Annotated in this window: 22 protein-coding genes and 1 tRNA gene; 11 read left to right on the plus strand and 12 right to left on the minus strand. The window is 44.1% G+C overall.

Translation table 11 applies throughout. The features are described 5' to 3' along the window. Nucleotides 1-15: 15 nt before the first annotated feature. From IGJ26_RS14360 to IGJ26_RS14375, 4 genes are read left to right on the plus strand one after another with little or no spacing between them, the layout of a single operon-like run. Nucleotides 16-300 carry a PTS sugar transporter subunit IIB gene (locus IGJ26_RS14360; protein WP_008379369.1) on the plus strand — a complete coding sequence of 95 codons (285 nt, stop codon included), beginning with the start codon at nt 16-18 and terminating at the stop codon, nt 298-300. A gap of 12 nt (nt 301-312) precedes the next feature. Further along, nucleotides 313-1,161: a class II fructose-bisphosphate aldolase gene (locus IGJ26_RS14365; RefSeq protein WP_313151093.1), complete on the plus strand. Its 849-nt coding sequence runs from the start codon at nt 313-315 to the stop codon at nt 1,159-1,161. After that, nucleotides 1,161-1,853, plus strand: coding sequence for a triose-phosphate isomerase (locus tag IGJ26_RS14370; RefSeq protein WP_008379366.1), 693 nt, complete (start codon nt 1,161-1,163; stop codon nt 1,851-1,853). The genes IGJ26_RS14365 and IGJ26_RS14370 overlap by 1 nt, the downstream gene beginning before the upstream one ends. A 4-nt stretch (nt 1,854-1,857) precedes the next feature. Further along, entirely contained in the window at nt 1,858-2,373 is a 516-nt protein-coding gene (locus tag IGJ26_RS14375) for a YjbQ family protein (RefSeq protein ID WP_016612944.1), read from the plus strand. A 102-nt stretch (nt 2,374-2,475) separates the two neighbouring features. Here IGJ26_RS14375 and IGJ26_RS14380 read toward each other — a convergent pair. Continuing rightward, nucleotides 2,476-2,548, minus strand: a tRNA-Thr gene (locus IGJ26_RS14380). Nucleotides 2,549-2,674: 126 nt separating this feature from the next. On the opposite strand from IGJ26_RS14380, the gene IGJ26_RS14385 reads away from it, so the two are divergent. Continuing rightward, nucleotides 2,675-2,911 carry a hypothetical protein gene (locus IGJ26_RS14385; protein WP_005227896.1) on the plus strand — a complete coding sequence of 79 codons (237 nt, stop codon included), beginning with the start codon at nt 2,675-2,677 and terminating at the stop codon, nt 2,909-2,911. A gap of 176 nt (nt 2,912-3,087) precedes the next feature. Here the strand turns inward: IGJ26_RS14385 and upp are convergent, their stop codons facing one another. From upp to IGJ26_RS14430, 9 genes are all read right to left on the minus strand, one after another. Further along, on the minus strand, nt 3,088-3,717 hold the full coding sequence (gene upp / locus IGJ26_RS14390; protein ID WP_005227894.1) for a uracil phosphoribosyltransferase: 630 nt from the start codon (nt 3,715-3,717) through the stop codon (nt 3,088-3,090). Nucleotides 3,718-3,965: 248 nt separating this feature from the next. Continuing rightward, nucleotides 3,966-5,210, minus strand: coding sequence for a serine hydroxymethyltransferase (glyA, locus tag IGJ26_RS14395; protein ID WP_008379359.1), 1,245 nt, complete (start codon nt 5,208-5,210; stop codon nt 3,966-3,968). A gap of 81 nt (nt 5,211-5,291) precedes the next feature. Then, nucleotides 5,292-6,320 carry an L-threonylcarbamoyladenylate synthase gene (locus IGJ26_RS14400; protein WP_430599702.1) on the minus strand — a complete coding sequence of 343 codons (1,029 nt, stop codon included), beginning with the start codon at nt 6,318-6,320 and terminating at the stop codon, nt 5,292-5,294. Between the two features lie 176 nt (nt 6,321-6,496). Continuing rightward, complete coding sequence (gene prmC / locus IGJ26_RS14405) at nt 6,497-7,354, minus strand: peptide chain release factor N(5)-glutamine methyltransferase (protein WP_005233577.1); 858 nt, start codon at nt 7,352-7,354, stop codon at nt 6,497-6,499. Further along, nucleotides 7,347-8,420, minus strand: coding sequence for a peptide chain release factor 1 (prfA, locus tag IGJ26_RS14410; protein WP_005227884.1), 1,074 nt, complete (start codon nt 8,418-8,420; stop codon nt 7,347-7,349). The genes prmC and prfA overlap by 8 nt, the downstream gene beginning before the upstream one ends. 3 nt (nt 8,421-8,423) lie before the next feature. Then, the gene (locus tag IGJ26_RS14415) at nt 8,424-9,008 is read right to left on the minus strand and encodes a thymidine kinase (RefSeq protein ID WP_005227882.1); all 585 of its coding nucleotides are present in this window, start codon (nt 9,006-9,008) and stop codon (nt 8,424-8,426) included. Nucleotides 9,009-9,144: 136 nt separating this feature from the next. Beyond that, complete coding sequence (locus IGJ26_RS14420) at nt 9,145-9,726, minus strand: GNAT family N-acetyltransferase (RefSeq protein ID WP_008379353.1); 582 nt, start codon at nt 9,724-9,726, stop codon at nt 9,145-9,147. Between the two features lie 54 nt (nt 9,727-9,780). After that, nucleotides 9,781-10,206: a GNAT family N-acetyltransferase gene (locus IGJ26_RS14425; RefSeq protein ID WP_005233566.1), complete on the minus strand. Its 426-nt coding sequence runs from the start codon at nt 10,204-10,206 to the stop codon at nt 9,781-9,783. Between the two features lie 2 nt (nt 10,207-10,208). Continuing rightward, entirely contained in the window at nt 10,209-10,730 is a 522-nt protein-coding gene (locus IGJ26_RS14430; protein ID WP_008379349.1) for an AAA family ATPase, read from the minus strand. Between the two features lie 92 nt (nt 10,731-10,822). Here IGJ26_RS14430 and msrA point away from each other — a divergent pair, with 92 nt between their 5' ends. Further along, nucleotides 10,823-11,341, plus strand: coding sequence for a peptide-methionine (S)-S-oxide reductase MsrA (gene msrA, locus IGJ26_RS14435; RefSeq protein ID WP_008379347.1), 519 nt, complete (start codon nt 10,823-10,825; stop codon nt 11,339-11,341). Nucleotides 11,342-11,503: 162 nt separating this feature from the next. Further along, nucleotides 11,504-12,568: an iron-containing alcohol dehydrogenase family protein gene (locus tag IGJ26_RS14440; RefSeq protein WP_005233563.1), complete on the plus strand. Its 1,065-nt coding sequence runs from the start codon at nt 11,504-11,506 to the stop codon at nt 12,566-12,568. Between the two features lie 152 nt (nt 12,569-12,720). On the opposite strand, the gene IGJ26_RS14445 is transcribed toward IGJ26_RS14440, so the two are convergent. Further along, complete coding sequence (locus IGJ26_RS14445) at nt 12,721-13,515, minus strand: HAD family hydrolase (RefSeq protein WP_369076018.1); 795 nt, start codon at nt 13,513-13,515, stop codon at nt 12,721-12,723. A gap of 183 nt (nt 13,516-13,698) precedes the next feature. Next, a complete protein-coding gene (locus IGJ26_RS14450) occupies nt 13,699-14,517 on the minus strand; it encodes a Cof-type HAD-IIB family hydrolase (protein ID WP_016612950.1) in 819 nt (272 codons plus the stop codon). Nucleotides 14,518-14,907: 390 nt separating this feature from the next. Here IGJ26_RS14450 and IGJ26_RS14455 point away from each other — a divergent pair, with 390 nt between their 5' ends. From IGJ26_RS14455 to IGJ26_RS14470, 4 genes are all read left to right on the plus strand, one after another. Beyond that, a complete protein-coding gene (locus tag IGJ26_RS14455; RefSeq protein WP_008379338.1) occupies nt 14,908-16,314 on the plus strand; it encodes a TrkH family potassium uptake protein in 1,407 nt (468 codons plus the stop codon). 198 nt (nt 16,315-16,512) lie between these two features. Beyond that, nucleotides 16,513-17,862, plus strand: coding sequence for a Mur ligase family protein (locus IGJ26_RS14460; RefSeq protein ID WP_086316614.1), 1,350 nt, complete (start codon nt 16,513-16,515; stop codon nt 17,860-17,862). Further along, nucleotides 17,855-18,526, plus strand: coding sequence for a type 1 glutamine amidotransferase (locus IGJ26_RS14465; RefSeq protein ID WP_005233555.1), 672 nt, complete (start codon nt 17,855-17,857; stop codon nt 18,524-18,526). Before IGJ26_RS14460 ends, IGJ26_RS14465 begins: the two co-directional genes overlap by 8 nt. Before the next feature lie 187 nt (nt 18,527-18,713). Continuing rightward, a complete protein-coding gene (locus IGJ26_RS14470) occupies nt 18,714-20,306 on the plus strand; it encodes an alpha-glucoside-specific PTS transporter subunit IIBC (protein WP_086316615.1) in 1,593 nt (530 codons plus the stop codon). Nucleotides 20,307-20,311: the final 5 nt, after the last annotated feature.

Raw genomic sequence — 20,311 nt, forward strand, 5'->3', positions numbered from 1 at the left:
TAGGAGGAAATGATAATGAAAAAACTATTGATTATGTGCGGCACAGGTGTTGCAACTTCAACAATTGTAACAAATAAGGTAAAAGAATGGCTGAAAGAAAAAGGGATGACTGATCAAGTGAAACTGTATCAATCCAAAGTGGCAGATGAGATGAATAAAATTGATGACTATGACATCGTGGTGAGTACAACGGTTGTTCCAGACTCAATCAAAGATCGCGTAATTATGGGGCTGCCACTCTTAACAGGGATTGGTACAGAAGAAATGTACGCGGAAATCGAAAAGAAAATCAAAGAATAAGGAGAATGCCCTATGTTGGTCACAACAAAAGAACTATTCGCACATGCAGAAAAACACAATTATGCATTACCCGCAGCAAATTTTTTCGACTTAACTAGTGCAAAAACATACGCGGAGACTGCTGAACGTTTAAACAAGCCTTTGATATTGGCCTTCGCTCAGTCCCATATGAACATGTTGACTTTAGAAGAGGCTGCCATGATTGGAAAATTTTTGGCAAAGAAAAGCACTGTACCTATCGCTTTGCACTTAGATCATGGTACCGATGAAGAGGTCATCAAAAGAGCCATTCATTTAGGTTTTACTTCCGTAATGATCGATGCTTCTGAGGAGCCATTTGAAGAAAATGTCCGTCGGTCAAAGGAGATCGCCGATTACGCTCATAAAAATGGTGTCGTTGTTGAAGCCGAAATCGGGCACGTTGGGTCGGAAAATAGTCTGGAATCAGCCGTAAATAGTCAATCTATTTACACAGAACCTTCTGAGGCTGTTGCATTTGCCAAATTAACCGGGGTTGATTCGTTGGCAGTTTCTATTGGCACCTCTCACGGACATTATCAAGGGATACCCAAAATAAATTTTGACGTTTTAAAGGAAATACACCATGCTGTCAATGTTCCTCTTGTTCTGCATGGCGGATCCTCTTCTGGCGATGAAAACCTTGAAAAATGTGCCTTAGAAGGTATCCGGAAAATAAATATTTTTACTGACTTTGTCACTGCTGCTATGAATGAAATTCACAAAAATCAACCAAATGACTATTTCGATTTACTTCATTCAGCAAGCAATGGAATGTCCAAGACACTCGAGCACTATTTTACAGTCTTTCATACCAAATCTTATCGTGAAGGAGAAAGCTAATGAAAAAAAGAACTTTAAGAACGCCATTCTTTGTCATCAATCCCAAAGCCTATCTTTATGGAAAACAAGCATTGGCATTGGCAAAAGCTGCTGATGAGTTGTCATCTTTGTATGACATCGACATTCTATTTACTGTTCAGCATGCAGACGTTTCTTTAATTAAACAGGCAACAACACATTTATTCGTCACTGTCCAACATTTAGACGGAATCGAAATTGGTCGTGGAATGGGCTATGTTTTACCCGAAGCAGTGGCAGAAGCCGGAGCTGAAGCTACCTTTTTAAACCATGCTGAACACCCCATGACATTGCAAGAACTGACTAAAGCGATTCAGCGCTCAAATGAATTGGGTCTCTTAACAATTGTCTGTGCGAATTCATTGAGTGAAGCGAGAGCCGCGGCTTCCCTAAAACCCGATGTGATGGTTTGCGAGCCAACCGAACTAATTGGGACAGGACAAACCAGTGATCTTCAATACATGACGGAAACAAATCGTGTTGTTCGGGAAATTGATCCAGAAATCCTGATTTTGCAGGCTGCTGGTATATCTAGTGCTGCCGATGTTGAAAAAGCTTTGTCGTCAGGTGCTGATGGTACCGGAGGGACAAGCGGTATTGTGCAAGCAGATGATCCAGTTCAAACCCTTACAGAAATGATCAAACAAGCGGTGAAGCATAAAAAGGAGGATTAACACTGTGAAATTTTTAAAAGAGCAACTGACGTTAACTTCTAACGGGAATCGAGTGTCTTACCACAACATCACAGAAGAAGTGAAAGCAATGGTTGAAAAAAGCGGAATTTCAAATGGAATCTGTCTCGTACAGTCTCCCCATACGACTTGTTCTGTTATCTTTGAAGAATACATGCATGATACAGACTTTAACGGAGATGAATTTCTTCAAGTTGATTTAAACCGAATTCTCGATAAAATTATCCCTCGTGAGTTATCAGAAAATACCGATTACCGTTATCCTGGACCAAAGCATTTAGAATTTTTGATGAGTCTGGACGATCCAAACTACCCAACAGATCCAGCAACGATTTTAAACGGCGATGCGCATATTCGCTCGAGTTTTTTCGGTGCAAGCGAAAGCTTTATTTTAAGTAATGGCAAGCTAGAGATCGGCTCCGTAGGCTATATCTATTTTGTTGACTTCGATCAAAATCGTGTGCGAAATAGGTCATGCCATGTAATGCTAATGGGCGAATAAGAAAAGTTATTGGGTAAATCAGGAAAAATTGAGATTACTTATCGCCTGCAAAAGAAAAACCATGAATCCTCTAAAAGAAGATTCATGGTTTTTCATTTCTTATGCCAGCTGCAGGATTCGAACCTGTGACCTACGCGTTACGAGTGCGTTGCTCTACCAACTGAGCTAAGCTGGCGTTGTATGGCACAAAGAAAATTATATGCAAAAACGGTTGTTTTGTAAAGAGGTCTGCTGAAAAAAATCTACTTACTGAAATTTTCCGAAAATTGTGATATAATAGAGGTATCAAGGAGGTTTTTACATGGCAACATTTGGTAAATTCGAAACAACAATTGTCCCGTCACAAGAAGGTTCAACGTTTGAGGTCGCTACTCCTGTCATGTTCACGTTCCATGGGAAGAAACAAACTGGTACCATCACAAAGCAGTTGAAAAACTCTGCGGTGGTCGAGCTGAACGAAACCCCAGAAAACCAGAAATTAGTTTCGCAAAGTAATGGTGTATTGATCATCAATTACAAACAATTAACCAAACTATAACCCGTTTAATGCAAGGAGAAAATCAGTTGATTTTCTCCTTTTTTCATTGTCTGATTTTTTGAAAAGCGCAAAAAAAAGCCATGGATAACCGATCGAACCGTTTTGGCTGTCGATCTTCTTCCATGGCATCATTGACGAGGCAAAACTTCAGTTGCCTTTGTCTTATTTGTATTGATTTATTTTGTACCGAATAGACGGTCACCGGCATCGCCCAAACCAGGAACGATATAGCCGTGTTCATTTAGGCGTTCATCAAGATTTGCAGTGTAGATATCAACATCTGGATGGGCATCTTGCAATGCTTTCACGCCTTCTGGTGCAGCAACTAAGCAGACGAATTTCATGTTTGAAGCGCCGCGTTTTTTCAGTGCGTCGATCGCCATGATCGCTGAACCGCCCGTAGCTAACATTGGGTCAACGATAAATAATTGACGTTCATCGATATCTTCAGGTAATTTTACGAAGTATTCGTGTGGTTCTAGCGTTTCTTCATCACGGTACATCCCGATATGACCAACTTTTGCGGCTGGGATCAATTCAAGGATACCATCAACCATGCCTAGACCTGCGCGCAGGATCGGAATGATCGCTACCTTTTTACCAGATAGTGTTTTTTGTGTTGATTCTTCAATTGGTGTTTCAATCACTAGATCTTCAAGCGGCATGTCGCGAGACACTTCATACGCCATCAACATTGCGATTTCATTAACAACTTCACGGAAAACCTTTGTTCCACAGTTCTTGTCGCGGATCATTGTTAATTTGTGTTGGATCAGCGGGTGATCGATTACTTGAAATTTACCCATTTAAAAAAATCTCCTTTGGTTTTTCTCTTATTTTAAAGCAAATCGGCTCTTGTTACAACCATCTGCCACAGGCAATACTGCTTTTCCTCAAAAAAAGGATTGTGTTAGAAGGAAGGAGACAAGACGGCATGTAACACGCCTCTGCGTTCATTCTAGCCCCTTTTTCACTTTTGGTGATCAAAGAGCTGGAGCGCAGGAAAAACGCGTGAGACATCTTGTCTGACCTTAACTTCTGTCACAGTCCCATTTTATTTGTTTTTGTAAAGTGGATAGTTGTCCGTCAATTCTTTGACTTGCGCCGCTACTTCTGCCAAGACGGCTTCATCATTTGGTTTTTCTAAAACTTTGACGATCAATTTCGCCACTTCGACACAATCTTCTTCTTTAAAGCCACGACTAGTGATCGCTGGTGTCCCCACGCGAATCCCACTCGTTTTGAAAGGACTTAATGATTCGAAAGGAATCGAGTTTTTATTGACGGTGATATTGACTTGATCCAGCAATGCTTCTGCTTCTTTTCCGTTCAAATCAAAGCCACGCACATCGATCAATAATAGGTGATTGTCTGTTGCACCAGAGACTAAGCGGGCTTGTGGTGCTTGGTTGAAGACTTTCGCCATTGCTTGCGCATTGCGAATGACTTGTTCAGAGTACTCTTTGAACGACGCATCTTGTGCTTCTTTAAATGCAACAGCTTTCGCTGCAATCACGTGCTCTAATGGGCCGCCTTGAATACCAGGGAAAACGGCACTATTGATTTTTTTCGCTAAATCTTCATCATTTGTTAAAATCAAGCCGCCTCGAGGGCCGCGTAATGTTTTATGGGTCGTAGAAGTCGTGATATCCGCATAAGGAACTGGGTTTGGATGAAGACCAGCCGCTACTAAACCAGCGATATGCGCCATATCCACCATCAATTTTGCGCCAACTTCATCAGCGATTTCACGGAACTTCGCAAAATCGATCGTACGTGAGTAAGCACTGGCACCGGCAACGATCAGTTTCGGTTGATGCTTGCGCGCCAAAATACGAACGACATTGTAGTCAATGACTTCTGTTGCAGGATCAACACCATAACTAACAAAATTATAGGTCTTGCCGCTGAAATTCACTGGTGAGCCATGGGTCAAATGACCGCCTGCGGAAAGATCCATCCCTAATACTGTATCGCCTGTTTCGATCAACGCTAAATAAGCTGCTGTGTTGGCTTGAGAACCAGAATGCGGTTGAACATTGGCATATGCCGCACCGAAAATACTTTTCGCCCGTTCAATTGCTAAGTTTTCTACCACATCAACAAATTCACAACCGCCATAGTAACGACGACCTGGATAACCTTCAGCATATTTATTTGTCAAAATACTACCTTGCGCAGCCATTACACCTTCTGAAACGATATTTTCAGACGCAATCAATTCCAAATTGTTTTGTTGACGATTCGTTTCTTTTTCGATCGCTTGCCACAATTCGGGATCAAACGTTTGATAATCCATGCTTACAACACCCCTTTACCTTAATGGTAGCATTGTATCACATTTCTTCATAAGCTACCTATAATGAATTCTGGTTTTTTGCTAATTTTCTTGAAAGAAACTTTGATTTGCAGCTTTTTTCAACCGATTCATATAAGCAGCCCCTAAACCGCTTTCTGGAAACGTGGGTGCGAATAAGACATCTAGCTCAGCAATCGATTCATCTAACGCCCGTAACCCCGCAAACAGCCCTTTTGTCGCAGCTTCCACACTGTCATCAAAAAATAAATAGATGGCTGCAGCTTCGAAGCGGACCTGCTCGGCGATCGTCGGTCCAGTTAAAACACCTACCTTAAGCTGCTGTTCTTTTGCCCAAGCCATGGCTGCCGACCAATCTTGGTCATTGACCATCATGACGTTGGTATTCGGTGCATAGTGCTTGTATTTCATGCCCGGCGCTTTGGGTGCTTCACTTTCTGTTACTAAATGCTGATCGACGAGGACTTTTGTTTGTAAAACTGCTTCAAGCTGTTCTTTAGAGATCGCACCAGGGCGTAAGATGATCGGCGGCGCCGTTGGGTCACTCAAATCTAAGACCGTTGATTCGACACCGATCTGTGTCACGCCATCATCCAAGATGCCAGCGATTTTGCCTGCCAGATCATGCTGAACATGCGCAGCTGATGTTGGGCTTGGTTTACCAGATGTATTCGCGCTAGGACCAACCAATGGCTGTTGGGCTTGTTTGATCAACGCTAACGTCTTGGTGTTGTTGGGCATCCGAAAAGCCGCTGTGGATAAGCCGCCAGTAACGATACTAGGTAAACTGTCTTTTTTGATCGAAAAGATCAAGGTTAAGGGCCCAGGCCAGAAAGTTTCCATCAATTTATCAGCGAAGGGATGCTTGTTATCCACAAACGGTTCCAACTGCTCTGGCTCGGCAATATGAACGATCAAAGGGTTGTCACTAGGTCGTCCTTTGACTTGATATACTTGCGCAACAGCATTGGGCAAAAGCGCGCTAGCCCCTAGTCCATAGACGGTTTCCGTCGGGAACGCCACTAATCCCCCCTCAGCTAAAATAGCTGCTGCTTCGTTTAACTGTGATTGATCAAAAATTTTTGTTTCCACAATTTATCCACATCCTTTTTTGAGAAGTTTCCACACTTATCAACATTTTCTTGTTTCTTTTCCACATTTTGTGGATAAATCGTTTGTCAAGTGTGGATAACCCTGTTTATAACTCTGTTTATTTAGAAGTCGTTCATTTCATAAGGTTTTTGCACTTTTTCTGTAGCAAAAAAAATTTATTTATCCACATCTTGTGGATGACTGACAAACACCATCCGATCTTGACCCGCAAGATCTTTTACTACGGTAACTTCTTTGTTGGGAAAAGCGGCTGCAAAAAGCTGTTGAACAGCTTGTCCTTGCTGGAAGCCGATTTCCAGCGCCATTTGCCCACTTGGTGCCAAACACTTCGGTGCTTGCTGTGCTAATTGCTTATAGATCGCCAATCCTTGTTCTTGAGCAAAAAGCGCCATTTTAGGCTCTTTTTCCCGTACACTGATATCCATCAGCGGCCACTCTTCAGCGCTGATATACGGCGGGTTGGAAACGATCAGATCCCATTGCTGATCTGCCACAGGCTCCAAGGTATCTCCTTGGAAAAAGCGGATCTCTGCACCTAAGGCTGTCGCATTTTCTTTAGCAACGGCTAACGCCTCTGCTGAAAGATCCACGGCACTTACCGACCACTGGGGACGTGCCAATTTTAAGGCAATGGCGATCGCTCCTGTACCCGTGCCAATGTCAACGACTCGTAGCGGCTGATCTGCTGGTAGTTTTGCCAGACAGTTTTCCACCAGCTCTTCGGTTTCTGGACGCGGGATCAAGGTTGCAGGGGTCACTTTTAAGCGATGACCATAAAATTCTTCATACCCCAATAAATATTGCGGGGGTTCATGCTGTAGCAACTGTTCAAGATCTGCTGCGATCTGTGCCTCATCTTCCCTTAGGATGGGTTGGTCCATCTGCAGCAGCCAATCGAGTTGCTGCCAGTTTTTTCGCTGTAAAAACAGGTATTGGATCGCATACCCGTCCAGTCCTTTCGTTTCTAAAAAAGAAGAAGCCCGTGAAAGGACTTCTCGATAGGTTTTAGCCATTTTGCATCTCATCTAATTTTGATGTTTGATCGTAAACGATCAGTGCATCAACAATTTCATCGAGTTTTCCAGCTAAAATTTGATCCAATTTTTGAATAGTCAACCCGATACGGTGATCTGTTACGCGGTTTTGCGGGAAATTATAGGTCCGGATTCGTTCAGAACGATCGCCGGTACCCACTGCTGATTTACGGTTTGCATCGTATTCGCTTTGCGCTTCTTGCTGCATTTGGTCATAGACCCGTGCCCGCAAGACTTTCATCGCTTTCTCACGGTTTTTCAGCTGTGAACGCTCATCTTGCATCGCAACAGCGATCCCTGTTGGCAAGTGAGTCAAACGAACAGCAGAAGCTGTTTTGTTGACGTGCTGACCACCAGCACCAGAGGCATGGTAAATATCGGTCCGAATATCTTTGTCTGCGATATCGATTTCGACTTCTTCAGCTTCGGGCATAACCACGACCGTTGCCGTAGACGTATGGATTCGGCCTTGTGATTCGGTAGATGGTACCCGCTGCACTCGGTGGGCGCCGCTCTCATATTTCAATTTTGAAAAGACGTTGTCGCCAGTGATCATCATGATGACTTCTTTGTAGCCGCCGATCCCAGTGACGTTGGCATCCATGACTTCGACTTTCCAGCCTTGGTTTTCCGCATATTTTTGATACATATTGAAAAGATCGCCAGCAAATAAGGCTGCTTCGTCGCCGCCAGCTGCACCACGGATCTCCATGATGATGTTTTTGTCATCATTCGGGTCTTTTGGCAATAACAAAATCTTGATGCGTTCTTCTAAAACGTCTTTTTCTTTTTTCAAGTCAGAGAGTTCTTCTTTGGCCATCTCAGCCATTTCTGCATCTAGGTTTTCCCCAAGCATTTCTTCAGTGTCCTTGATTCCTTCAACGACTTCTTTGTAACGGCGGTAGACTTCCACCGTTTCCCGTGTATTGGCTTCTTCTTTTGAAAGCTGCATGAAGCGTTTGGTGTCAGAGATCACGGCTGGATCACTTAGTAATTCGCCTAATTCTTCGTAACGGTCTTCGATTGCTTGTAACTGATCGTACATTGATTATTCTCCTTCTTTTTTCATTCCCGGGTGAAAGTAATGCTTGCGGCAAACTGGATAATACGCTTCATTGCCGCCGATTTGTACTTGATCGCCCTCGTAAACGGGTTTTCCGTCGATATAGTGCAAGTTCATGGTTGCTTTTTTATGACAGAACCAGCAGATGGTTTTCATCTCTTCGATTTTATCTGCGTAAAGCAGCAAGTATTTTGAGCCTTCAAATAATTCATTGCGGAAATCATTTTTCAAGCCAAAGGCCATTACAGGAATACCTAACTCATCCACGATTTTGGTGAAAGCCAGCACGTGATGCTTCTTTAGGAACTGTGCTTCGTCGATCAAAATACAATAAGGTTTATAACCGAGGTCTTTGATCAAATGAAATAGATCCGTTTCATCAAAAATCGGGATCGCGTCTCGCTCTAAGCCGATGCGACTCGAAACATTTCCCACGCCGCTTCTCGTGTCCAATCCACTTGTCATGATCACGACTGGTTTGTCTTGTTCTTCATAGTTGTGAGCAACTTTCAGTATCTCGATCGTTTTCCCACTATTCATTGCGCCATATTTAAAAAAAAGCTGTGCCATCTCGCCCATCCTTCCTCATACTCCTTTGGTATTATACTTGAAAAAGGAGAATTTTTACAGACTTAAATTCGACACACGCCGCCTTTTACGCAAGAGTTTTACGAAAAGTTAACGGATTTTTTGCTGCCGGTACTTCTTAATCATTTCTGGCTTTTCTGGCCACTTCTGCCAATACTTGACAAGCCAGTGGATATTCTGGATTTTCATTCCCATTGATATCCGTTGCAATGATCACAAAACCGAGCTGCTGGTAGAGCTTGATTGCTGCGTGGCTCCACGTTTGCGTATGAAGATACATCGGCTCGTTGGCTGCCTCTAAGACAGAAACGACTTGCGTGACCAAGCCGCGAGCGATCCCTTGACGTTGAGCTTGCGGCATTACTGCTACCCAATGGACTAGCGGAACCGGTGTACCGTCTTGCTTGGCTTTTTTCCAAGCGGTAGCCGTGCCGACCGGTGTACCTGTTTGATCAAGGGCAAAAAACATTCGCTGTCCTAGCTGTGCTTGCTCGGGCATAAATTCTTTTTCAAAATACGCCAATGCCTCTTCCTCATTGTCAAACTCTCCGACGGATGTTTCGATCCGTGCCCAGTGCCTTTCGTCTCCTGCTTGGTAGCTGCGTAGCGAATAGTTATCGGATTGAATGGGCTGGATCGGTGTGCTTTTGTGTGCTCGCTTCATCCAGATTTCTGCATATGGAATTGATTTATCTAACATTGGTTGTGCCTCTCTTTCCTTGGTTTCGTCCTTGTTCAACGGTTTCTTCGGGATTCAATCACGTAATTTCTTTACTAGAAAAATTTCTGTTAGCTGATTTTGCGTATGGGCGATTCTCCCGATTTCTTCATAGCCCACTCGCTGATAAAAATCTGGTGCTTGGAAATCAAAAGTCGCCGTCTGGCAATTTTCACAGCCAAATGCTTTCAACTGCTGTTCAAGATCCGTAAGAATCTGCTTGCCATACCCTTTTCCCCGCTCGGATGCTTTGACCCACAGGGTGTCAAGATAGCCGATATGATACATCGAGGCGTAGGCAATACCGCCAGCAATCACCACACCCTCTTTTTTGATTACACTGCTAAAGTTCTGATAGGTCTCTGTTTGTGTAAATGGTTTTTGATGCTTTGTGTATGCTGTTAATGCTGTTTCTAACGCAGCCAATTCTTGGTCTGTTCCTTGTTCAATGATTCGCGCCATATTCAATCACTCCTTCTTGTTTCTTGATAATCTGCGATGATCTGATCGACCGTTTCTGCTATCGTTAGGCCTTCTTTGATCAGTCTTTCCTCTGAAGATCCTTTTGGGAAAAGCAAGTCTCGCTCAAGCCACCATTTGCGCATCGCTTCCTCGGAAAAATAGTCTCGCTGCATTCGGGTCTGATGTCTTTTGACCGTTTCCTCGAAAGAAAGATCAAAATAATAAACTAGCTTTTTTTGGGGAAAGAGTTTCATTAGAAAGTCGAGAAAGTCTTGGTATTTTTCACGAGAATAAATCCCCTCAACAAGTATCATCGGCACTTTCCCCTTCGCATATAGGACAGCTTCTTTCATCAAACCGCTGGCTAAATTATTAGGGGTATCTTTGACACAAAAAATTTCTCGCCGAAAAACATCTTGTGAAATCAGCACTGCCTCTTCCCCAAAAACGTGCTGAACAGCTTTGGCAATAGTGGTTTTTCCGCTGCCAGAATTCCCCCGTAGTAAAATTAACATGCTTTCCATGGGCGGTTCCTTTCTTCGTTAGTAAGTTATCTAAGCATATCTCTTGTTTTTCTCTACTAGAAGCATACCATAGAAGCAAAGGAGGAATACCTATGAATGATACGGCAATTTTTGCTGGTGGTTGTTTTTGGTGCATGGTGAAGCCTTTTGATTCACAGCCAGGCATCCTCAAAGTGGTTTCGGGCTTTACTGGCGGCCATGTCCCTAACCCAACCTACCAACAAGTAACGACAGGTACCACCGGTCACACCGAAGCAGTTGAAATCACCTTTGATCCTGAAGTCATCTCTTATGAAGAATTAGTTGCCATCTATTGGCAGCAGACAGACCCCACGGATGCGTTTGGTCAGTTTGCCGACCGTGGTGATTCCTATCGTCCAGTGATTTTTTACAATAGTGAAGAACAAAAAGCGATTGCGGAAAAATCAAAGGCGCAGTTGCAAGCTAGCGGCCGCTTTGACCGTCCGATCGTAACGAAGATCGAACCAGCAGAACCTTTTTATCCTGCAGAAGATTATCATCAAGATTTTTACAAAAAAAATGCAGCCCATTACAATGCTTATAGCGAAGGCTCCGGTCGAGCCGGCTTTATTCGCCAAAACTGGGCTTAACATTTTGGGGAACGTTCCTTACAATTCATCACTAACAGCCGATCTGCCTCGTCAGCAGATCGGCTGTTTTCTGTTTTTTCCCAAAAAGGAAATTGACAGTTAGGGCATTTTCGCGCTACACTGATTAGAAAATTCTGACGATTATAAAGGAGTGTTTGTTTGATGTTAGCTAATGAAGTCCGTCCAGGTCCAAACCGTTATATTACGGGCGATGGGGTCTTAACTGATTTGCCGGAGTATTTACGAGAGTTCCAAGAGGTAGCAGTAATTACTGGGGAGCAGTCATTCGATGTGTTTTCGAACTATTACCCTCATTCATTTGACTACCCGATCTACCGCTACGATGGATCATCGAGTTATGAAAATGCGCAAACCTTAGCTGAAGCGATCCAGCAAGCAGATGCCGTGGTGGCAATCGGCGGCGGCAAGGTCGCTGATACAGCAAAAATCACCGCCCAAACCCTTGGCGCAGAGCTGATCGTGATCCCTACATTGGTTTCCAACTGTGCGCCCTTTACCCCGGTGATCGTCGCCTATTACCCCGATCATACGATTTGTAAAATCGACTATGCCAAAAAAGGTGCCTACATGACGATCGTCGACACCCGTTTTTTACTAGCCACACCTGTTGATTACTTTATCGCAGGGATCGCTGATACCTTAGCCAAATATTATGAAATGGAAGCCATCGTCCGCAACATGGCAGAAGACGACAAGACTGCCTTAGTACGGCTAGGTTTCCAAAGCGCTCTTTTGATCAAAAACTTGCTGATTGCCGATGCGATCCAAGCTGTCAAAGACCTAGAAGCTGGGCAGCTGACACCCGCCTTTGCCCGCATCACCGACGCGATCATTGCTTTGGCAGGCGAAGTTGGCGGTTTTGCAGTAGAGTTTGGCCGCACGTCCGGTGCGCATGCGCTGCATGACGGCTTGTCTTATTTGAATGAGACCCATAGTGTCTTGCACGGCAATAAAGTCGCCTACTGCATTTGGGTCCAGCTTGCCTATACCAATGATTTTGATGTGATTGAAGAATTACGGCCGTTTTACGAAGCTTTGCACTTGCCGATGAAGCTGAAGGATCTCCACGTGACACGCCTTGATCGGGATTACTTCGCCTCGGTTCTGACCTATGCTGTCAAGGAAGAAGAAACCTTTATTTTGATCGATCCTGCGATCACACCCGAAAAAGTCTATCAGGCGATCGAAGCAGTAGAGGCGCTGTAAACCGTACAAATTGCTAAACAACTTTATATCAATAAAAAACTGTTTCCCTAATGCATTTCGGAAACAGTTTTTTTATTTGATCAAACTGACACGCAGTAGCGATCCTGGCTGCGCATGTTATTAGCGGGCAACAGCAACTGACGCATTGCCCATCACTGCACGGCTTCACCCAGCAACCCGTTTTCTAAGCAGTATTGATAAATGCCTTCCTCGGCTACGTGACCAATCACTTCGTCGGCGATCGCTTTTAACTCATCCGAAGCATTGGCCATTGCTAGACCCCAGCCGACTGCCTCCAGCATCTCAATATCATTGTTGCCATCCCCAAAGGCAATGGCTTCGGATTTATCCAAGCCATAGTAAGCCAGCATTTTGGCAATGCCGCTTCCTTTCCCGCTGCTGGCTGGAATAATATCGACTGCCCGATCCCACCAGGCGGTGATTTTCGCCTCTGTAGTATTTGCCATCACTTTGGCGTAGTCTTCTTTCCCTGAACCTAACATCACTTGGAAAATGTCTTGCTGTTGGATCAACTCTTCAAAATCTTCTGCCACGATCACTTCTTGGTGAGCAAAGGAAAAATACTCAACTAAATCAGCATCTTTGCCATTGGCAACGGTACGATCCTTCGTTGCGATTGCTACTGGACGCTTGAGGGCCGTCGCATTTTCTATGATTTGCTGAACATCTTTTTTAGGAATGGGGTTTTGGTGGATCCCCTCGGCTTGATTAAAACAATACGATCCGTTAAAGGTCAAAAACGCATCGAAGGTCACGCCTTCAAATTGCGGCAACGCGATGGGACTTCTGCCAGTCGCAATGCACAACAGGATCCCTTGCTTCTTCAAGGCTTTTAATGTGGCTAACATTCTTTTAGAGATTTGCTTTTTGCTCATGTCGATCAGTGTGCCGTCAACATCAAAAAAAATAATTTTCACGTTCTTCATGATCTTCCCCATTTCCGTCTCGATTTTCAAAAAAATTGATGCGCTTTTCTCTCTATTGTTCCGTGCGGATCGTCGCTGTTATCTTTTATTTCTTTTATCTTCTCATAAATTGCCAGCGTTTTCTTCTGAAATTGTGAAAATTGATCGGAATACTTACCTATTTTTAAGAATCTTAAAGAACGCCTAGACTATCGGGAACAGCTGATCCAATGTGACTAATACTCCATCCTCATCATTTGAGGGACAGACAGCGGTGGCAACGGCTTTGACGTTTTCTGGCGCATTGTCCATCGCATAGCCTCTCTGGCAATAGGCTAACATTTCCAAATCATTGCCGCCATCGCCAAAAGCGACACATTGCTCAGGAGTGATCCCCCATCGCTCTACCAAGCGTGCCAATCCTGATGCTTTGTGGCAGTTAGGCACGATCAGATCCACGGAACCATGCCCACTGCCTGTTGGCACTAGCAAACCAGCTAGTTCTTTTTGAAATAGTTCCGAATAATAGGCCGTTTTTTCGACAGGAACGGTTGGGGCAAATTTCAGGATCGTGTCCTCTACTTGGGCAAAGTCATCGACCCATTGCAATTTGTGGTAATACTTATTTGTTAATTCAAAAAAAGCATCACTGACCGTTCCCCGTTCACAATAAGCACTATTGAGCCCACACATTACATTTTTAACCTCGGGGTATTTTTTACATAAATCTAAGGTTGCGAAAACCGTTTCTCGGGGAATGTCCGCTGCAAAAAGCACTGTTTCTTTGTCTTTGACAAGTGCTCCGTTTTCTGCAACAAAACTCAGCTCGTGATCATAGCCGGGAAATTGAGCCCGCAACTGGTAATACTGATTGCCGCTGGCAACGACAAACTGACAGCCGACTGCTTTCATGCGGGCCAACACGGCCTTGAAGCGGGGAACATCATACGTATAATCCGTGCGCATAAAGGTTCCATCCATATCGACAGCTACTAACTTGATATCATAAGGGTTGGCATTCATCTACTTCTCTCCATTCTGGCTTTCTTTATTAAAGAAAGCGTTTTTCTCACATTATTATTTTAACATGTATATACAACTTCCGCATCCTTTTTCTTGCTAAAAAATCGATTGAAGGGTAGTGCCTCTCAAAAAAGAGACTACTGCTTTACACCATTCAATCGTGCCTACCTTTTCAAAAATCCTTACAATGATTGAAGATCATTCAAAGGCAGACCATCGCTGCCAAACACAAGGATTGATTGGCGGCTCCTTTGCCCGAATGAAAAGAATCACTCCAGAAACGTTTCCTTGCGCAATTTCTGCCCCACATAAATTCTATCCTGCTTTCTTTCAAATCTACTTGGTTCTTTGGTATACTGGGGATAGTTTAATTAGTGAGGGGTTTTTGTTATGAACTTTACCCGCTTTGCTCGCTTGACGCAGCGCAGGAGCAAGACGTTTATTTCCCAGAATGTATCTTCAATCCAAGTGATTGTTTTTTATTATATCGTGATGACGGTGGTCTCTTTGGGGCTTTTTTCACTTCCCTTCTTTCGGGAACCGGGCTCTCATGTCGCGTTTATCGATCTGTTCTTTATGGCGGTCAGCACGGTCAGTGTCACAGGGTTGACTACCTTCCCGATCAATGACGTATTTAACGACCGCGGGGTCATTTTATTGGAAGTCCTCTTTCAAGTTGGTGGTTTAGGGATCATGATGATCTCGACCTTTTTTGCGATCGTTTCACGGCGCAAAATCAGTTTAAAGCAGCGCCAATTGATCATGACAGATATGAACCAGCCAAAGCTTAGCGGGATCGTTCGGATGATTCGAACGACGTTTACCATCATTTTAGTTTGTCAGTTGGTAGCAGGTACGATCTTCGCTGTTTATTTTCATCTTTACGGGTATTATGACAATTGGCGTGACGCGATCTTTTATGGGTTTTATCAAGCGATCTCTGCTGTGACCAACTCAGGGTTTGATGTGACGGGCAATTCCATCTTGCCGTTTTCCCATGATTATTTCTTCCTGACGTGTATCATGATTTTGATTTTTATCGGGGGGATCGGATTTCCAGTGATCATGGACTTTCGGGAATGGGTCCTTTTTAAAATGAAAAAACAACGCCGCCGCTTGCCGTTTCGCTTTTCTTTATTCACAAAAATTGCTGTTTTGGCTTTCGTGATCCTCTTTGTCGGCGGTACATTAGCGATCTTTTTCCTTGAGAAAGATTATTTATTCAAAGATTACAGCTTTAGTGGTATGTGGATGAACAGCATGTTTTATTCCATGACAACGCGGAATGCTGGCCTGCAGATCCATGACTTAGGCAACTTCCAAACCACGACGTTGATCGTTTTCTCCTTGCTGATGTTTATTGGTTGTAGTCCCAGCTCTGTTGGTGGGGGGATTCGGACGACGACCATTGCCATCATTGGGCTGTACCTCTATGCCTTCTTGAAAAGTGAGGACAATATCAATATCTTCGGTCGCCGGATCGATCAAGATGACGTCCGTAAATCAGTGGTGGTCTTCATGCTTTCGATGGGCATGTGCTTCTTTTGTGTCTTATTCTTGACCGCCATCGAGGATATCCCTTTGATCGCCATCATTGTTGAAGTTTCCTCGGCCTTTGGAACCACAGGGCTTTCTTTAGGAATCACGGGCGATTTATCAACCATCGGCAAACTCGTGATTGCTCTTTTGATGTTTATCGGCCGTGTCGGTATGCTGTACACCTTGATGTTATTCGTACCAAAAGAAACACGTGACTTAGGCTACGAGTACCCAACGGAAAAAATCATTATCGGTTAAAGCAGCAGCAAACCTGGCAGAAGGTTTGCTGTTTTGCTTTTCAAGCCTTTGATCATCGCAAGTAAAAGAGCCATTTATCAGAATGGTCTTTGTAGAAATTTAAAGAATCGCAAAAGCAATTTAACCTTTTTCTTGGTATATGGTATGATAAATTGAATTTGCACAACGAAAGCATTCGCTCTAATGGAGGGTTACATTATGGGAATACGAAGTCATCTGGCTGTTTCAGTCGGTAAGACCTCTCAATGGGTATTAAAGAACTTTTTCAAAGGTGGCTCAAGCCTGCCTGGTAAATTAGCATTAAAAGTTGATCCACATATATTAGATCATTTGGCGAAAGATTACCAAGTCGTCGTGATCACAGGCACCAACGGCAAAACATTGACGACTGCCTTGACTGTCAATATTTTGCGCCAAGAATTTGATGAAGTATTAACGAACCCCACCGGCGCCAATATGGTCCAAGGGATCGTTTCAACCTTTCTATCGGCACGCCCTAAAAAAGGCAAAAAATTTGCGGTTTTAGAAATCGATGAAGCCAGTCTCAGCAAAGTAACGAAGTACATCAAACCGGAATTGTTCGTTTTCACCAATATTTTCCGCGATCAAATGGACCGTTATGGCGAGATCTATACGACCTATAAAATGATCGTTGAAGGTGCGGCAAACTCACCGGAAGCAACGATCCTCTGCAATGGGGATTCGCCACTGTTCAATTCGGTGGCAACTGTCAATCCGCGGAAATACTATGGATTTGATCATTTGCCAGATGAAGAGCAGATGGCCCATTACAATACGGATGGCGTGTTGTGTCCTGAGTGTCATCACATTTTGCATTATAAAATGATCACCTATGCCAATCTTGGGAAATACTACTGCCCAAATTGCGGCTTCCATCGACCAGAATTGGATTATAAACTGACGGAAATGACCGCAATGGACAACACCTCTGCTGATTTTGTGATCGATGGCAATGACTATCGCATCGAAGTTGGTGGGATGTACAATGTCTACAATGCGCTGGCGGCAACTGCGGTTGCGGAATATTATGGCGTAGCACCTGCAAAAATCAAATCTGGTTTGGCCTATGACGAAAAAGTCTTTGGCCGCCAAGAAGTGATCCGCATCGGGGACAAAGAATGTACGTTAGTCTTAGTTAAAAACCCTGTTGGTTTGAACCAAGTCATCGATATGATCGGCCTGTCGCCCTATCCTTTCTCACTAGTCAGCTTGTTGAATGCCAACTACGCAGATGGGATCGACGTCAGCTGGATTTGGGATGGCGACCATGAAGCGTTTGCCGATATGGGGATTCCTCAAGTGATCGCTGGTGGTGATCGTCACAAAGATATGGCGTTGCGGTTAAAAGTTGCGGGGATCCCTGAAGAGAAAATCATTGAAACCCCTGAACTTGATGACGTCATCAAGCAAATTGCAGACTTACCAACAGAAAAAGTCTATATTTTAGCGACTTACACTGCAGTCCTGCAGCTACGCAAAAAGCTTGCGGAAAAAGGCTATATCAAAGGAGGAATGAGTAGTGACTAAGTATCAACTGAATGTTGCCCACTTGTATGGAAATCTTTTGAATACTTATGGCGACAATGGCAATCTCTTGATGCTGCGCTACGTGGCCGAAAAACTAGGCGTGACCTTCAACGCAGAAGTCGTCAGCATTCACGAGCCCTTCGATCCTGAAAAATATGATCTCGTCTTCTTCGGTGGCGGGCAAGATTTTGAACAAGTGATCGTTTCACAAGATATCCAATCAAAAAAAGAAGCCCTGACCAGCTATATCGAAAATGATGGCGTGATGCTGGCAATTTGCGGCGGCTATCAATTGCTGGGTCATTACTACATCGGTGCCAACGGCGAGAAAATCAAGGGGATCGGTGCCTTGGATCATTACACCTTAAGCCAGGAAAACAACCGGTTCATCGGTGACATCGTGATCCACAATGAAGAATTCGATGAGACCTATTATGGCTTTGAAAACCATAATGGCCGTACTTTCTTAGGTAAAGGGGAAAAACCATTGGGGAAAGTCATCCAAGGACAAGGAAACAATGGCGAAGACCAAACCGAAGGCGTGGTTTACCGCAATGTGTTCGGCTCTTACTTCCACGGACCGCTTCTCGCAAGAAATGAGCATTTGGCAGAGCGCTTGATCCGCACCGCCCTTGCCAATCGTTATGGCAACGTCGAAATTTAAATACACGTACTTAGCAAACAAACCTGTTTTTCGCAGGTTTGTTTTTTTATGGGAAATTTCCCCGCAGTTGCTGCCTTTTCTCTTTGTTTGCTTCTACGTTCCTATGCCGCCTCACTTTATTGTAACCGCTATCTTTCTTTTCTATACTGAGATTGTAGTAAAAATTGAAAGGAGATGTTAAGAAATTATGATGGAAAAAGTTCAGCGGTTTGGCGGTGCGATGTTTACCCCGGTCCTCTTGTTTTCATTTTCGGGGATCATGGTCGCGCTGTGTATTATCTTTAAAAATCCGATGCTTGTGGGGAGCATCGCCACTGAAGGCTCTACTTGGTTCAACATTTGGACGATCATTGAAAACGGTGCATGGACGGTCTTCAACCAAATGGAATTACTATTTGTTATTGGATTACCGATCGGTCTCGCAAAAAAAGCCAATGCGCGAGCGGCAATGGAAGCCTTTGTCGTCTATATTACTTGTAATTATTTTATCTCTGGCATGATCGAGTACTTTGGTCACTTCTTCGGTGTCAACTTTGCAGCTGATCCCGGCGGTGAGAGTGGCTTGAAAATGATCGCCGGCATCAAAACATTAGATACTGGTATTATCGGAGCAATTTTTATTTCGGCGATCGTCGTCTATCTTCACAACAAGTTTTTCGATACGAAGCTTCCTGATTTTCTCGGAATCTTCCAAGGCTCTTCCTTTGTCGTGATCCTTGGATTCTTTTTGATGTTGCCAGTCGCTTTCTTGATTGCATTGATTTGGCCGAAAGTCCAAGCTGGCATTGGGTCCATGCAAGGGTTTCTAGCAAGTGCTGGGGTCTTTGGGGTCTGGCTCTATACTTTCTTAGAGCGAATATTGATCCCCACCGGTCTTCATCATTTCGTGTATACCCCCTTTGTTTTTGGTCCTGCTGTCGTCGAAGAAGGAATCTCCAAATACTGGATGGCACATTTACAAGAATTTGCCCAATCCACCAGACCATTGAAAGAGCTTTTCCCTGAAGGGGGCTTTGCTTTACATGGCAATTCTAAGATCTTTGCTGCACCGGGGATCGCTGCTGCTTTTTATTTCACAGCCAAGCCTGAGAATAAAAAGAAAGTCTTAGCGATTTTGATCCCTGCCACTTTAACTGCCGTTTTAGCTGGTATCACTGAGCCATTGGAATTCACCTTCCTCTTTATCTCACCACCCCTCTTTGCGGTGCACGCTGTTTTAGCAGCGACCATGGCGGCAACGATGTTTGCCTTCGGGGTCGTTGGAGATATGGGGGGCGGCTTGATCGATCTGTTAGCGAAGGTCTGGATTCCGCTATTTCAAAATCATCGCAGTATGATCTTCACGCAGTTGGTGATTGGGTTAGCCTTTACTGCGCTTTATTTCCTTGTTTTCCGCTTCTTGATCCTCAAATTTAAGTTAGCCACACCAGGACGGGAAGAAAACAATAGCGAAGTCAAACTATACACCAAAAAAGATTACAAAGAAAAACAAGCCAACACTGGAACTCAAGTGATTGCCGGTGCCAATCGCTACACCGAACAAGCCGCAGTCTACTTAGAAGGGTTTGGCGGTCGCGACAATATCGATAAAGTCACTAATTGTGCCACTCGCCTAAGAATCACCGTCAAAGATCAAGACCAAGTGCTGCCAGATGACATCTTTAAAGGCGCTGGTGCCCATGGCGTCGTTCGTAACGGCAACGCCTTCCAAGTAATCGTTGGCCTGGATGTGCCACAAGTAAGAGAACAATTCGAAAAATTATTAGCTGTATCAGACTAAGGAGG

It is taken from the genome of Enterococcus sp. AZ095a (assembly GCF_050546735.1).
Lineage (GTDB): Bacteria > Bacillota > Bacilli > Lactobacillales > Enterococcaceae > Enterococcus_D > Enterococcus_D entomosocium.

What these genes read in the sequence shown, in the direction of transcription:
- IGJ26_RS14360 (WP_008379369.1), top strand. Translation starts at nt 16, where the DNA reads ATGAAAAAACTATTGATTATGTGCGGCACAGGTGTTGCAACTTCAACA.
- IGJ26_RS14365 (WP_313151093.1), top strand. Translation starts at nt 313, where the DNA reads ATGTTGGTCACAACAAAAGAACTATTCGCACATGCAGAAAAACACAAT.
- IGJ26_RS14370 (WP_008379366.1), top strand. Translation starts at nt 1,161, where the DNA reads ATGAAAAAAAGAACTTTAAGAACGCCATTCTTTGTCATCAATCCCAAA.
- IGJ26_RS14385 (WP_005227896.1), top strand. Translation starts at nt 2,675, where the DNA reads ATGGCAACATTTGGTAAATTCGAAACAACAATTGTCCCGTCACAAGAA.
- upp (WP_005227894.1), bottom strand. Translation starts at nt 3,717, where the DNA reads ATGGGTAAATTTCAAGTAATCGATCACCCGCTGATCCAACACAAATTA.
- glyA (WP_008379359.1), bottom strand. Translation starts at nt 5,210, where the DNA reads ATGGATTATCAAACGTTTGATCCCGAATTGTGGCAAGCGATCGAAAAA.
- prmC (WP_005233577.1), bottom strand. Translation starts at nt 7,354, where the DNA reads ATGGCTAAAACCTATCGAGAAGTCCTTTCACGGGCTTCTTCTTTTTTA.
- prfA (WP_005227884.1), bottom strand. Translation starts at nt 8,420, where the DNA reads ATGTACGATCAGTTACAAGCAATCGAAGACCGTTACGAAGAATTAGGC.
- IGJ26_RS14415 (WP_005227882.1), bottom strand. Translation starts at nt 9,008, where the DNA reads ATGGCACAGCTTTTTTTTAAATATGGCGCAATGAATAGTGGGAAAACG.
- IGJ26_RS14420 (WP_008379353.1), bottom strand. Translation starts at nt 9,726, where the DNA reads ATGTTAGATAAATCAATTCCATATGCAGAAATCTGGATGAAGCGAGCA.
- IGJ26_RS14425 (WP_005233566.1), bottom strand. Translation starts at nt 10,206, where the DNA reads ATGGCGCGAATCATTGAACAAGGAACAGACCAAGAATTGGCTGCGTTA.
- IGJ26_RS14430 (WP_008379349.1), bottom strand. Translation starts at nt 10,730, where the DNA reads ATGGAAAGCATGTTAATTTTACTACGGGGGAATTCTGGCAGCGGAAAA.
- msrA (WP_008379347.1), top strand. Translation starts at nt 10,823, where the DNA reads ATGAATGATACGGCAATTTTTGCTGGTGGTTGTTTTTGGTGCATGGTG.
- IGJ26_RS14440 (WP_005233563.1), top strand. Translation starts at nt 11,504, where the DNA reads ATGTTAGCTAATGAAGTCCGTCCAGGTCCAAACCGTTATATTACGGGC.
- IGJ26_RS14445 (WP_369076018.1), bottom strand. Translation starts at nt 13,515, where the DNA reads ATGAAGAACGTGAAAATTATTTTTTTTGATGTTGACGGCACACTGATC.
- IGJ26_RS14450 (WP_016612950.1), bottom strand. Translation starts at nt 14,517, where the DNA reads ATGAATGCCAACCCTTATGATATCAAGTTAGTAGCTGTCGATATGGAT.
- IGJ26_RS14455 (WP_008379338.1), top strand. Translation starts at nt 14,908, where the DNA reads ATGAACTTTACCCGCTTTGCTCGCTTGACGCAGCGCAGGAGCAAGACG.
- IGJ26_RS14460 (WP_086316614.1), top strand. Translation starts at nt 16,513, where the DNA reads ATGGGAATACGAAGTCATCTGGCTGTTTCAGTCGGTAAGACCTCTCAA.
- IGJ26_RS14470 (WP_086316615.1), top strand. Translation starts at nt 18,714, where the DNA reads ATGATGGAAAAAGTTCAGCGGTTTGGCGGTGCGATGTTTACCCCGGTC.